Source organism: Flavobacterium sp. (assembly GCF_965657075.1).
Classification (GTDB): domain Bacteria; phylum Bacteroidota; class Bacteroidia; order Flavobacteriales; family Flavobacteriaceae; genus Flavobacterium.
Map to the genome: position 1 here is coordinate 23,862 of NZ_CBFHMV010000017.1, position 13,014 is coordinate 36,875.

The 13,014-nt window shown below is 30.4% G+C and carries 14 protein-coding genes; 2 read left to right on the forward strand and 12 right to left on the reverse strand.

From position 1 onward, the window contains the following. Positions 1–2: 2 nt before the first annotated feature. The 12 genes from ftsY to ACTF56_RS09935 all read right to left on the reverse strand — a co-directional run bounded on the left by ftsY (position 3) and on the right by ACTF56_RS09935 (position 9,049). Positions 3–983, reverse strand: a complete 981-nt coding sequence (gene ftsY / locus ACTF56_RS09880; RefSeq protein ID WP_438966741.1) for a signal recognition particle-docking protein FtsY — start codon at positions 981–983, stop codon at positions 3–5. 89 nt (positions 984–1,072) lie between these two features. After that, on the reverse strand, positions 1,073–1,225 hold the full coding sequence (locus tag ACTF56_RS09885) for a DUF4295 domain-containing protein (protein ID WP_113988621.1): 153 nt from the start codon (positions 1,223–1,225) through the stop codon (positions 1,073–1,075). Between the two features lie 42 nt (positions 1,226–1,267). After that, positions 1,268–1,450 carry a 50S ribosomal protein L33 gene (gene rpmG / locus ACTF56_RS09890; RefSeq protein WP_011963553.1) on the reverse strand — a complete coding sequence of 61 codons (183 nt, stop codon included), beginning with the start codon at positions 1,448–1,450 and terminating at the stop codon, positions 1,268–1,270. 30 nt (positions 1,451–1,480) lie between these two features. After that, positions 1,481–1,717, reverse strand: a complete 237-nt coding sequence (rpmB, locus tag ACTF56_RS09895) for a 50S ribosomal protein L28 (RefSeq protein WP_438966742.1) — start codon at positions 1,715–1,717, stop codon at positions 1,481–1,483. Positions 1,718–1,802: 85 nt separating this feature from the next. Continuing rightward, the gene (locus ACTF56_RS09900) at positions 1,803–3,041 is read right to left on the reverse strand and encodes a CinA family nicotinamide mononucleotide deamidase-related protein (RefSeq protein ID WP_438966743.1); all 1,239 of its coding nucleotides are present in this window, start codon (positions 3,039–3,041) and stop codon (positions 1,803–1,805) included. Continuing rightward, positions 3,042–3,389: an Hpt domain-containing protein gene (locus ACTF56_RS09905; RefSeq protein WP_438966744.1), complete on the reverse strand. Its 348-nt coding sequence runs from the start codon at positions 3,387–3,389 to the stop codon at positions 3,042–3,044. Beyond that, positions 3,389–4,000, reverse strand: coding sequence for a fumarylacetoacetate hydrolase family protein (locus tag ACTF56_RS09910; RefSeq protein WP_438966745.1), 612 nt, complete (start codon positions 3,998–4,000; stop codon positions 3,389–3,391). The genes ACTF56_RS09905 and ACTF56_RS09910 overlap by 1 nt, the downstream gene beginning before the upstream one ends. A 73-nt stretch (positions 4,001–4,073) precedes the next feature. Continuing rightward, positions 4,074–4,844: an exonuclease domain-containing protein gene (locus tag ACTF56_RS09915; RefSeq protein WP_438966746.1), complete on the reverse strand. Its 771-nt coding sequence runs from the start codon at positions 4,842–4,844 to the stop codon at positions 4,074–4,076. Beyond that, positions 4,825–5,472 (reverse strand): DUF2306 domain-containing protein, encoded by a 648-nt coding sequence (locus ACTF56_RS09920; protein WP_438966747.1) that lies wholly within the window; start codon positions 5,470–5,472, stop codon positions 4,825–4,827. Before ACTF56_RS09920 ends, ACTF56_RS09915 begins: the two co-directional genes overlap by 20 nt. Next, entirely contained in the window at positions 5,472–6,413 is a 942-nt protein-coding gene (locus tag ACTF56_RS09925; protein ID WP_438966748.1) for a YARHG domain-containing protein, read from the reverse strand. The genes ACTF56_RS09920 and ACTF56_RS09925 overlap by 1 nt, the downstream gene beginning before the upstream one ends. Before the next feature lie 54 nt (positions 6,414–6,467). After that, positions 6,468–7,814 (reverse strand): dihydrolipoamide acetyltransferase family protein, encoded by a 1,347-nt coding sequence (locus ACTF56_RS09930; protein ID WP_438966749.1) that lies wholly within the window; start codon positions 7,812–7,814, stop codon positions 6,468–6,470. 95 nt (positions 7,815–7,909) lie between these two features. Beyond that, positions 7,910–9,049, reverse strand: a complete 1,140-nt coding sequence (locus ACTF56_RS09935) for a glycosyltransferase family 2 protein (RefSeq protein ID WP_438966750.1) — start codon at positions 9,047–9,049, stop codon at positions 7,910–7,912. A 123-nt stretch (positions 9,050–9,172) separates the two neighbouring features. On the opposite strand from ACTF56_RS09935, the gene ACTF56_RS09940 reads away from it, so the two are divergent. Further along, entirely contained in the window at positions 9,173–11,023 is a 1,851-nt protein-coding gene (locus tag ACTF56_RS09940; RefSeq protein ID WP_438966751.1) for a CocE/NonD family hydrolase, read from the forward strand. A 117-nt stretch (positions 11,024–11,140) separates the two neighbouring features. Next, positions 11,141–13,000 carry an ABC-F family ATP-binding cassette domain-containing protein gene (locus ACTF56_RS09945; protein WP_438966752.1) on the forward strand — a complete coding sequence of 620 codons (1,860 nt, stop codon included), beginning with the start codon at positions 11,141–11,143 and terminating at the stop codon, positions 12,998–13,000. Positions 13,001–13,014: the final 14 nt, after the last annotated feature.

Consider the following 13,014-nt stretch of genomic DNA (forward strand, 5'->3'; position numbering starts at 1 on the left):
TGTTATTTGAAAAATGAATCAACGAATTCGAACTTATTAAATACTTGAAGATCATCAATACCTTCTCCAACACCAATATATTTTACGGGTATTTGAAATTGATCTGAAATACCAATTACCACACCACCTTTAGCAGTTCCATCTAATTTGGTTACAGCTAAACTGGTTACTTCTGTTGCTGCTGTAAACTGTTTGGCTTGTTCAAATGCATTTTGACCTGTAGAACCATCTAAAACTAACATAACATCATGTGGAGCATTTGCTACTACTTTTTGCATGACACGTTTTACTTTGGTTAGTTCATTCATCAAATTAACTTTGTTATGCAAACGACCTGCGGTATCAATAATTACTACATCAGCATTTTGTTTTACTGCAGATTCTAAAGTATCGAATGCTACAGAGGCAGGATCACTTCCCATTTGTTGTTTTACAATAGGAACTCCTACTCTGTCAGCCCAAATTTGTAGTTGATCAATAGCAGCTGCTCTAAAAGTATCTGCTGCACCTAAAACAACGTTATAACCTGCTTTTTTATATTGAGATGCTAATTTCCCAATGGTAGTTGTTTTTCCAACTCCATTTACTCCAACAACCATGATTACATAAGGTTCACCAGTTTTAGGAATGTTAAATTTAGTTTCATCATCGTGATTAGTTTCAGACAATAAACCAGCAATTTCTTCTCTAAGGATGGAATTTAGTTCATCTGTTCCTAAATATTTATCTTGAGAAACTCTATTTTCTATTCGTTCAATAATTTTTAGTGTAGTAATAACACCTACATCAGAAGAAACAAGTACTTCTTCTAAATTATCTAGAACTTCATCATCAACTTTGGATTTACCAGCAACAGCTTTAGTTAACTTTGAGAAAAAAGATGATTTAGATTTCTCTAATCCTTTATCTAAAGTCAGTTTAGCCTCATCAGTTAAGTGTTGGTCTTTTTTGTCGGAAGAAAATATCTTTTTAAAAAAACTCATTGGGTAAGTTTGTTAAATTTCAAACAAATGTAAAAATAAAAAAGCTACTTTCAAACGAAAGCAGCTTTTCTATATAAATTTTATTAAACTTATTTCTTTTTTAAGAACTCGTCAACAAGTTCTGGAGCCATAACTGACTCAACGAAAGTATAAGCACCAGTCTTTGGAGACTTAACCATTTTGATTGCTTTGGTTAATCTTTTTGAAGCTGTTTGTAATGTTGCTACGGTTTTCTTTGCCATAATTGAATATTTTATGAAGTTTTACAGAAGTAAAATTTCTTATTATTTAATTTCTTTGTGAACAGTTACTCTTTTCAAAACAGGATTGAATTTTTTAATTTCCAATCTGTCTGGAGTGTTTTTCTTGTTTTTAGTAGTGATATAACGTGAAGTTCCAGCTACACCAGAAGCTTTATGCTCAGTACACTCTAAAATAACTTGTATTCTATTACCTTTCTTTGCCATCTTTATATATTTTTTTTAGAGGTTTTCGGATTAAAATTTCATTCCGTTAGCTTTTGCTTTTTTCATAGCAGCTTCAATACCAATTTTATTAATAGTTTTTAAAGCAGCTGTAGATACTTTTAAAGTTACCCATTTATCTTCTTCTGCAACATAAAAACGTTTTTTAAATAAGTTCACAGAGAATTTTCTCTTTGTCTTATTCATAGCGTGAGAAACATTGTTTCCGGTCATCGCTCTTTTTCCTGTAAGTTCACAAACTCTTGACATTATTGTAGTCTTTTATCGTTATTCTAAATAAGGGTGCAAAGAAACAAAATTTCTACAAATAAACAAACAAAGTTTACTATTTTTTTTAAATTTCTTTATACACCAATTCAAAGGCTTTATTAACTGCCCTATCAATCACTTTTTCTCTTGGTTGCCCAAAGTCAAATCGCTCAACGAACACCTTATTAGGAGTAGCAATTGCAATATAAACTACACCTAAATCTGCTTCGGAATCCCCTTTGGAAGGACCAGCATTTCCTGTTGTTGCAATTGCGTAATCTGATCCCATAATTTGTTTGACTTTATTCACCATTTCAAGTGCAACTTCTTCACTTACAACTGAATATTTTTCAATAATTTCTTTTGAAACTCCTAAAACATCTATTTTAGATTGTGTGGCATAAGTCACTAAACTTCCTTTGAAGTAACTAGAAGCTCCAACGATTGAAGCTAACATTTGTCCTATTTTTCCACCAGTACAACTTTCAGCTGTTGCTATTGTAAATCCTTTTTCTTTTAATTTTCGACCTAAAACTACTTCAATGGAATCATCTTCTTCAAAACCTACAATTATTTCTTCAATTAAAGGAGTTAAACTGATGATTTGATTTTTGATAGCTTCTTTTAAAACCCATTCATCATTTCCACGAGCCGTTAATCTTAAACGAACTCTTCCTGGACTTGGCAAGTAAGCTAATTTTATAAATGAAGGTAAATTATTTTCCCAATCTTCTATTTCTTCGGCTATTAAACTTTCTCCACGTCCATAAGTCATAATGGTTTGATGCACAATAAAAGGTCTTTCAAACTTTTCAACTAAATTGGGAATAACTTCATTATCAATCAAGTATTTCATTTCATAAGGAACACCTGGCATAGAAATAAAAATTGTGTTTTCATGTTCCATCCACATACCTGGTGCAGTTCCCATTTTATTAAATAACACCTTTGCTTTTGAAGGCACAAGTGCCTGATCTTTATTTAATTGTGTGATTGGTCTTTTATAAAAACCTTCAATAATATCTTTTACATGTTGTAACACTTTTTCGTCTTCAATGAGTGAATCATTGAAATAATCGCAAAATGTTTTTTTAGTAATATCGTCTTTTGTTGGACCTAATCCACCTGTGATTAAAACAACATCTACTTGATTTTGAAGCTTTTGAAAAGTAGTTAAAATGTGTTCTTTATCATCAGAAATTGAAAGCATTTCATGAGTTGCAATTCCGATTTTATCTAAAGCTTTTGCTATATAAGAAGAGTTAGAATCTACAATTTGACCAATTAGAATTTCATCTCCAATAGTCACTATAGTTGCTTTCATTTATTTGATTTTATGATTTTTTTTAATCTCTTTTGTTGATAAATCTATATGTTCTTTTAACAACTTATACACCTCAACAATATCTTTTTTCTTTCCTTGAGAATTTGCCCAATCTATAACTTGATTTACTTCTTCGAAAGCCAAATCCATTCCTAACAAATCCAATGTTGGTCTAATTTTATGGGCTGAAGTGTAGGCCTTGTCATAATCTTTTTCTTTAATTCCTTCTTTAATCTTTTTGATTTCACTTGGAACTTCTTGTACAAAAAGTTCCAAAATTTTCTGTGCAAAACCTGCATCATTTGAAGATATTTCGTACACTTTGGATAAGTTGTAATGCAATGCCATTATTTAACCTGAATTTTAAACAATTGTTTTCCTTCAATAAATCCTACTAATTCATCTCCATTTTTCACTTGTGCTACTCCCTTTGGTGTTCCTGTAAAAATTATGTCTCCTTTTTTTAAAGTAAAGTATTGGGAAATATAAGCAATTAATTCATCTATTTTCCAAAGCATTAAACTTGTATTTCCTTGTTGCACCATATTTCCATTGGAATGCAATTCAAAATTAATATTTTCTAGTGACTTAAATTCTTCTTTAGGCAAAAAATCGCCTATTAAAGCTGAACCATCAAATGCTTTTGCTTTTTCCCAAGGTAAACCTTTCGCTTTTAAATCTGCTTGGACATCTCTAGCTGTAAAATCTATTCCTAATCCAATTTCTTCATAATAATTAGGTGCAAATTTTGGACTGATATACTTTCCAACTTTACAAATTTTGACTAAAATTTCAACTTCATGATGTACATCATTACTAAAAGCTGGAATTACAAATGGAAATTTCTTAAGAATTGGAGCTGTATCCGGTTTTAAAAAGATAACAGGTTTTGTTGGCTTTTCGTTGTTTAATTCAGAAATATGGTCAGCGTAATTGCGACCTATGCATATTATTTTCATTTTATGGCAATTGGTAACTAGTAATTAGTAAATAGCAAATCGACTGTTCACTAATTACTAACCACTAATCACTTTATTTAGTGTTTAACTTTCTTAATTTAATAGCTGTCAATACTTTCTTAGTATAAAGAGGAAAATCAGCATTTTGCAACCAACTGAAATAACCAGGTTCCTTTTCTAAAACATCATCAACTAAAACTCCTTTGTGTTTTCCAAATGAAAAGACTTCTTGCCCTTCTTTATTCAATGCAATGAATCCAGCGAAATCAACCGAACGCTTTCTTGTAGTAAACTCAGATAATGCTTTTATATCATTTTCTAAATCTGGATATCTATCAAGTTGAGCTTTTAGAATTTCGTAAGTAGCCATAGTATCAGCTTCGGCTGAATGAGCATTTTCTAGACTTTCACCACAATAAAACTTGTAACCAGCACTTAGTGTTCTTTCTTCTTTTTTATGGAAAATAGTTTGAACATCAACGGAAACTCTGTTTTTCATATCAAAATCAACACCAGCACGAAGCATTTCTTCTGCTAACAAAGGAATATCAAACCTGTCAGAATTGAAACCCGCTAAGTCGGAATCTTTAATCATGTTATACACTTGAGTTGCTAATTCCGAAAATGGTGGTTCGTTGGCTACTTTTTCATCAGTGATTCCGTGCACAGCTGTAGTTTGTGGAGGAATTGGAATAGTTGGATTTACCAACCAAGTTTTACTTTCTTTATTTCCGTTTGGATATACTTTAAAAACTGCTATTTCTACGATTCTATCTTTTGCAACATCTACTCCAGTAGTTTCTAGGTCGAAAAAGCAAATAGGTCTAGTTAATTTTAATTCCATTAATTCTTTTATTTAAAAAATATATAATTATTATTTCGGCTAATACTAAATTAAATGTCCAACCTAACCATGAAACTATTCTATAAGTATCCATAGGAAAAGGTTGAAACAAAAATACGATAATGAATTTGAAAAGTCGCAACGAAATAGCAGATAATGTTAGTGCGAAACTTCTGATGGCAAATTTTTGATGATTTTTGAAATCTAACTTTTTTGCATAATGAAAAGAAAGATAAGTAAATAACATCCATAAAATAGACAAAAGTATAAATGCTGATTGAGAAATTAATCCACCATTAGCATAATAACTCATAATTAAACCTGATGGTCCAGAAAAAAATAAAATGATTATAATGTAAAATTTACCGATATTTCTATGTAAAAGTTTATGCTTTTTTCTAATGTAAGAAGAGAATTGCATCCATCCAAAAGCAATAAGAAAAATGCTCATGTAAACATGAGTAAAAAAAGCTATTTTGTAATGAAACAATTGAATTTCATCTTGCTTAATTCTTAAAAAAGCTACATCAAAATCTAATGGAATATATTGAACTGTTATTAAAAGTAATAAATATGAAAAGTAAGCATAAGCAAACCATAAAAGATATTTAGCATTTTTTAAAAGCATTATCTACCAAATGTATCGTAATATTCAGCTGCGTTTTGTTCATAACGAAGTAATAAATCGATGTTTTGTTTTTCAATTTCGGTTAAATCGTCTTTTACATCACCAAAAACGGGCATATACCAATCAAAATTTTCAAAGTATATTCTTAATTGCTTGTCTCTAAAAGCAAATCCATGACGCGCAAAAATGGAATTTCTAAGAATAAAAATATCTGCTTTGGTTAAATTAGCAACAAAATCTTTTTCTAATAATTCTTTTGAAGCATTTTTTAGAAAGACTTTATCTGTTGTTGAATAAAATTCATAATCTTCATATTCTTCAACTTCACCGTCAATGGTATCTGTATATTTAATTTTATTGGATTTATCTTCATTGATAAAAGTATATTCTACTTTATTATTTGGATTGTATTCAAACATCTTTTTATGAAGATTATATTTTCTTTTGGCTATTTGCACATTTTCTGGATTGTAGGCAGACCAATTTCCATCTAAAATAGAATCTTTTTTAAAGATGTACATTTCAAAAAAACCATTATATTTTGTATTCAAATGCTCATCTAAATTTAAATTAATAGCTTTATCATTTTGTATAAAAATTCCTTTAAAAGTGGTGATATTTCCAGCAACAATTGTGTGTCCAAATACAGAATCTTTTTCAATTTTATCGAATGAAACTGTAATTTTTATATTTAATAAACTCCATTTTTTTTCTTTATATAAAGTATCTCTTTTTTCGTTTGATATATCAGCCACAAAATCTCCAACCCAATAGCCTAATAAATCTTCAACAGTATTTACAACATTTGTATTTGTAATTTCTGGTTCTACAAATTGAATTTCTTCAAAAGTGTTTTCAACAACTAATTTTTCTTCTTTTTTAATAGCTTCCTTACAACTGAAAATAGAAACTAAAACACCTAAAACTAAAATTTTTTTCATAAAAAAAGTCCGATTAATTTATCGGACTAATTTAGTAATTTATTTGAAAAGAAATTATATTTCTCTATTAATATCCCAAGCTTCTAGATATTCAGCCACGCGTTTTACGAAACTTCCTCCTAATGCACCATCTACAACTCTATGGTCATAACTGTGTGATAAAAACATTTTCTGACGAATTCCGATAAAATCACCTTCTGGAGTTTCGATAACTGCTGGTACTTTTCTGATTGCGCCAAGTGCTAATATTCCAACTTGTGGTTGATTGATAATTGGAGTCCCAAAAACAGAACCAAATGTTCCAACGTTTGTAACTGTGTAAGTTCCACCTTGCGTATCGTCTGGTTTTAATTTTCCAATTCTTGCTCTATTAGCTAAATCGTTAACAGCCTTTGCCATTCCAACTAAATTCAATTGATCTGCATTTTTGATTACTGGAACAATTAAATTTCCGTTAGGTAAAGCTGCAGCCATTCCTAAATTGATGTTTTTCTTTTTGATGATGTAATCACCATCTACAGAAATATTCATCATTGGAAAATCTTTCAATGCTTTAGCGACAACTTCCATAAATAAAGGTGTAAATGTTAACTTTTCACCTTCACGTTTTTCAAAAGCATTTTTAACTTTATCTCTCCATTTGAACATATTCGTTACATCAACTTCTATAAACGATTGTACGTGAGCCGATGTTTGAACAGAAGCTACCATATAACCTGAAATCAACTTACGCATTCTATCCATTTCAACGATTTCATCACCACCATTAACTGAAACTGGAACTGCTTTTGGAGTTGTTGATTGTTGGTTGTTGGTTGCTGGTTTAACTTCTTCAGTAATTGGTTTACTGCTTACTGCATTCTGAACACTGCCAACTGATGACTGAGCACTACTTCTATTGGCAACATAGTCAAGAATATCATTTTTGGTAATACGACCTTCTTTACCTGTTCCATTTATTTTATTTAACTCTTCTACAGAAATTCCTTCAGCAGAAGCTATATTTTTTACTAGTGGCGAAAAGAATTTATCTGAATCCGAAAAATCAGGAGTAAAATTCAAATCTGTTTTTACTGTTGAGATTTGCTCTTCTATTTTTTGAGCAGCAACTGGTTCATTTGAATGAATTGGTGCCAAAACAGGTTCTGAAACACTTCCACCTTCTGTTTCAATAATAGCAATCGTTTGTCCAACTTGAACTACATCGTCAACATTAAAAAGAATTTCAATTAAAGTACCAGAAACCTCACTTGGCACTTCACTATCTACTTTATCGGTAGCAATTTCAAGTACAGCTTCGTCCATTTCAATAGACTCACCTACTTTTTTTAACCAATTTGTAATGGTAGCTTCCGCAACACTTTCTCCCATTTTAGGAAGTTTTAATTCAAATTTTGCCATATTCTTACTATACCGTTAGATTCTTTTGATTCGATTGCAAAATTAATAAAAGTTTTGACTATTTACCTCGAATTCAAAAAATTTATTAGTCTTTTTTATTGATTTATTAAATTATCATTTACTTGAATAATTTCTCCTCTGTCATTGGAATTATTACTTCCAATAATATAATTAGATGTTCTCATGTAATTCTTAAAAGTAATATTACGCGCTTTATTCTTTTCCATAAATTCAATAATATCCTTAAAACTAAATGAATTGGTATCAAAAATTAATTCAATATTTTTTTCATAATTATCATTAAATTGATTAAAATCAGACAAATAAGTGACTTTATTATTCAAATTTAAGATTAATTTATATTTGGAAAAAACGATGTATTCATCAATTACTTTCTTTTCCATTTTCTGTTGGTTTTTCTTTACAATGCTAAACGCAAAAGCACCAATTTTCATCATCAAATCGAAAAAAACTGATTTTTTAAAATGCTTTTTATAGAAAAACTGCATGGCTTCGCGAAAGCGTTTCATGTATAAACCATCTCTAATTGTACTTTCTCCTTTGTAATGAATCACCGAAGTTTCATGAAAATAATAGTTTTCTTTTCCTGATTTTAAAACCATATAACTCAAGTCAATATCATCTGAATACATAAAGCAATTTTCGTCAAAACCACCAACTTCATTATATAAATCACGTTTTAAAATCATAAATGCCCCAACCAAAATATCAACTTTTCCAGATTGATTTTCAGTAATATGTTGCGCATAATATTTTCCAAAAAAATTTGAAATTTTATACAAGCCAAAAATCTTTGTAAAAGCTACCCAAGGTGTTGGAACACCACGTTTTGATTCTGGAAGAAAATTTCCAGTTCCATCAATTAATTTACAACCAATTATTCCAGTGTTCAGTTGGCAGTGTTCAGTGTTCAGTATTTTAGTAAACGTATCTTCTGCAACAACTGTGTCTGGATTTAATATGCATATAAATTCTCCTTTAGCTTCTGCAACTCCAATGTTATTTCCTTTTGGAAAACCTACATTTTGTTTGTTTTCAATCAGCTTTAGATTCGGAAATTTCTCTTTCATCATCGCACAACTATCATCCGATGAATTATTATCAATCACAATAATTTCGCCATCAATGTTTTCTAATGCTTTTTGAACACTAAAAACACATTGTTCTAAGAAGAAACGAACGTTATAATTGAGAATGATAACAGATAATTGCATAGTGCGAATATAATTAAACTTTAAAACTATTTATAAGAACAATTCATTTAATTGCTAAAATCTTAATATCTTAGACGTTTAAAATATTCTATACATCACATAATTAAACCAATACCAATTAAAATGAAAAATTTGTTTCAAATATTAATGTTTTTATTGTCCTTAAGTCTGTTTTCTCAAGATGAAATAAAGACAAATTACGACAAAAAAGAAGTTTACATAACCATGAGAGATGGCGTGCAACTTTATACCGCTGTTTATACACCAAAAGACATTTCTAAAGATAAAAAATATCCGATCTTAATGCAAAGAACTTGCTACAGTATTGCACCTTATGGAGAAGAAAACTTTAAAAAATCTTTAGGACCAAATTCTTTTTTAGAGGAAGAGAAATACATTTTCGTGTATCAAGATGTACGTGGAAGATACATGAGTGAAGGCACTTTTACCAATATGACACCACAAGTAGAACATAAAACTAAAAAAGACGTCGATGAAAGTACAGATACATATGATACTGTAGATTGGTTGGTAAAAAACATAAAAAACAACAACGGAAAAGTAGGTCAATACGGAACATCTTATCCTGGATTTTATACTGCTGTTGGAACCGTTGCCAATCATCCAGCATTAGTTGCGTCTTCTCCACAAGCTCCAATTTCTGACTTCTTTTTTGATGATTTTCATCATAATGGAGCCTTTGTAATGGGCTATTTTAGAACTTTTCCTGTATTTGGAGTTCAAAAAACCAAAGCTGAAAATAAAGCATGGTATACTGATCAAATGATTCGTCCAACTTCTAAAGATGGTTCCATTTTCTATAATGAACTTGGAACTGTAAAGGAAGCTACTGATAAATATTATAAAGATAATTTTTTCATACAAGAAATTGTGAATCATCCTAATTATGATTCTTTTTGGCAATCTAGAAATTTATTACCTCATTTAAAAAATATCAATCATGCAGTAATGACTGTTGGTGGTTGGTTCGATGCGGAAGACTTAGCTGGACCTTTAAACATTTACAAAACTATCGAAAAAACAAGTCCAAAAGCAAAAAATACGATTGTAATGGGACCATTTTCTCATGGTGGTTGGTCAAGAGAATCAGGCAAACACTTTCATAATGATATCTATTTTGGAGACAGTATTGCCACTTTTTATCAGAAAAATATTGAATATAAATTTTTTAATCATTATTTGAAAGGAAATTCAAAAAATGCTGTTGCACTTCCTGAAGCCTACATGTTTGACACTGGAAAAAAAGAATGGAAAGAATTTACAACTTGGCCTCCAAAAGAAAGTTCAAAATTTAATTTTTATTTGAGTTCAGATGGAAAATTAGAAAATGAAAAAGCGCAAAACAATTCTTTTTCAGAATATTATAGTGATCCAAATAATCCTGTTCCAAGTAGTGTTAATTATGCTGAATACAATGGATTTACACCAAGGAATTACATGAGTGAAGACCAACGCTTTGCCTTAAATAGACCAGATGTAGTAACATTTACAACAGATTATCTAACTGAAGACATCACTTTAGCTGGAGAAATTATGGCCAAACTGAAAATCGCTTCATCTTCATCAGATGCTGATTTTATTGTAAAATTAATCGATATTTATCCAGCTGATGAACCTCAAAATGCAGATAAAACGAATGTTCTTTATGCCAATTATCATCAAATGGTTCGAAGTGAAGTAATGCCCTCACGTTTCAGAACAAGCTTTGAAAAACCAGAAGCATTAACTCCAAACCAAACTACTGAAGTTAATTTTAGATTGCAAGATGTTTTGCATACCTTCAAAAAAGGGCACAAAATCCAAATTCAAGTGCAAAGTACTTGGTATCCAATGATTGCAGTAAACCCACAAAAGTTTCTAGAAAATCAATATTTAGCTAAAAAAGAAGATTATACTAAAGCCTTCATAAAAATATTTAACGACAGTTTTATTGAAGTTGAAGTTCTAAAATAAAACTTGAAAGATGTCTGAAAAGGCAGCTTTTTTTATTTACAATTAAAACATTGTTTCGTTATAGGCAATAAACTACTTTTGCACTTCAAAATTCTAATTTCTGAATTCTAAATTATTATGAATTACCTTTCTGTAGAAAATATATCCAAAGCTTATGGCGAACGTGTTTTGTTTGAAAACATTTCGTTTGGAATTAACAAAGACCAAAAAATAGCTTTTATTGCCAAAAATGGTTCTGGAAAAACCACCATAATGAACATGTTAAACGGTTTTGACGAACCAGATACTGGTCAAGTTGTGGTTAGAAAAGGAATCAATATGGCTTTTCTTTCACAGAATAATAATTTACAAGACGAATTGACTATTGAAGAAAGTATTTTCGCTTCAGACAATGAAATTTTAAAAGTCATAGAAAAATACGAAAAAGCATTAGAAAATCCAGAAGATGAAGAGGTTTATCAAAAAGCTTTTGATGATATGGACCGACACAATGCTTGGGATTTTGAAACACAATACAAACAAATTCTTTCCAAACTTAAATTAGACGACTTAAAACTAAAAGTCAAAAGTCTTTCTGGAGGACAAAAGAAACGCTTAGCTTTAGCTATAATCTTAATTAGTCGTCCAGATTTATTGATTTTAGATGAGCCAACCAATCACCTGGATTTAGAAATGATTGAATGGTTAGAAGATTATTTTGCTAAAGAAAACATTACTTTATTTATGGTTACGCACGACCGCTTCTTCTTAGAACGTGTATGTAATGAAATCATCGAATTAGACAACGGAAAATTATACCAATATAAAGGAAATTATTCTTATTACTTAGAAAAGAAAGATGAACGAATTGCTTCAGAAAATTCGAGTATTGACAAAGCACAAAACTTATTCGTAAAAGAATTGGCTTGGATGCGAAGACAACCCAAAGCTAGAACTACAAAATCAAAATCACGTCAGGATGATTTCTATGTGATTAAAGAAAAGGCAGAAAGTCGTAGAAAAGAAAATGTCGTAGAATTGGAAATCAACATGGAGCGAATGGGAAGCAAAATCATTGAATTAGTTAAGCTGAACAAAAGTTTCAAAGACAGAGTTATTTTAGATGATTTCACCTATTCCTTTCAAAGAGGAGAACGAATCGGTATTATCGGGAAAAACGGTACAGGAAAATCGACTTTCTTAAACATCATGACCCAAACCATGCCTCCAGATTCTGGAAAGGTAATTGTTGGTGAAACCATAAAAATTGGATATTACACACAAAGTGGTATCAATCCAAAACCAGGTCAAAAAGTAATTGATATTATTAAAGAATACGGTGAATATATTCCTTTAACCAAAGGAAAAATCATTTCGGCTTCTCAATTATTAGAACGGTTCTTATTTGATGCCAAAAAACAATACGATTTTGTAGAAAAATTAAGTGGTGGCGAATTAAAACGTTTGTATTTATGTACGGTTTTGATTCAGAATCCAAATTTCTTAATTCTGGATGAGCCAACAAATGACTTAGATATTGTTACGCTTAACGTTTTAGAGAGTTTCTTGTTAGATTTCCCAGGAAATTTATTAGTAGTTTCTCACGACAGGTATTTCATGGATAAAATTGTGGATCACTTATTTGTATTTCGTGGTGAAGGAGAAGTAGAAGATTTTCCAGGAAATTATTCTGACTTTAGAGCTTATGAAGATTCAGCTGACGTACAACAAAAAGAAGACAACAAAACCGAAAAGAAAGACTGGAAACAACAAAATAATACTTCAAATTTAACGTTTAACGAGCAAAAGGAATATCAAAAAATAGAAAGAGAAATCAAAGATTTAGAATTCGAAAAAGCCAAAATCGAACAACTTTTTACTGATGGAAAAATAGCAGATGATGCCATTGAAAAAAAGGCAAACGAACTACAAAATATCATCAAAAAAATGGAAGCCAAAGAAGAACGCTGGTTTGAATTATCGGCTAAAATGGAATAAATGAGTAACTAGTA

Bases quoted from the DNA above. Each gene is read 5' to 3' on its own strand.
- ACTF56_RS09930 (WP_438966749.1), bottom strand. From the start codon at position 7,814: ATGGCAAAATTTGAATTAAAACTTCCTAAAATGGGAGAAAGTGTTGCG.
- ACTF56_RS09885 (WP_113988621.1), bottom strand. From the start codon at position 1,225: ATGGCAAAGAAAACCGTAGCAACATTACAAACAGCTTCAAAAAGATTA.
- ACTF56_RS09920 (WP_438966747.1), bottom strand. From the start codon at position 5,472: ATGCTTTTAAAAAATGCTAAATATCTTTTATGGTTTGCTTATGCTTAC.
- rpmG (WP_011963553.1), bottom strand. From the start codon at position 1,450: ATGGCAAAGAAAGGTAATAGAATACAAGTTATTTTAGAGTGTACTGAG.
- ftsY (WP_438966741.1), bottom strand. From the start codon at position 983: ATGAGTTTTTTTAAAAAGATATTTTCTTCCGACAAAAAAGACCAACAC.
- ACTF56_RS09935 (WP_438966750.1), bottom strand. From the start codon at position 9,049: ATGCAATTATCTGTTATCATTCTCAATTATAACGTTCGTTTCTTCTTA.
- ACTF56_RS09900 (WP_438966743.1), bottom strand. From the start codon at position 3,041: ATGAAAGCAACTATAGTGACTATTGGAGATGAAATTCTAATTGGTCAA.
- ACTF56_RS09945 (WP_438966752.1), top strand. From the start codon at position 11,141: ATGAATTACCTTTCTGTAGAAAATATATCCAAAGCTTATGGCGAACGT.
- ACTF56_RS09940 (WP_438966751.1), top strand. From the start codon at position 9,173: ATGAAAAATTTGTTTCAAATATTAATGTTTTTATTGTCCTTAAGTCTG.
- ACTF56_RS09905 (WP_438966744.1), bottom strand. From the start codon at position 3,389: ATGGCATTGCATTACAACTTATCCAAAGTGTACGAAATATCTTCAAAT.
- ACTF56_RS09910 (WP_438966745.1), bottom strand. From the start codon at position 4,000: ATGAAAATAATATGCATAGGTCGCAATTACGCTGACCATATTTCTGAA.
- ACTF56_RS09915 (WP_438966746.1), bottom strand. From the start codon at position 4,844: ATGGAATTAAAATTAACTAGACCTATTTGCTTTTTCGACCTAGAAACT.
- ACTF56_RS09925 (WP_438966748.1), bottom strand. From the start codon at position 6,413: ATGAAAAAAATTTTAGTTTTAGGTGTTTTAGTTTCTATTTTCAGTTGT.
- rpmB (WP_438966742.1), bottom strand. From the start codon at position 1,717: ATGTCAAGAGTTTGTGAACTTACAGGAAAAAGAGCGATGACCGGAAAC.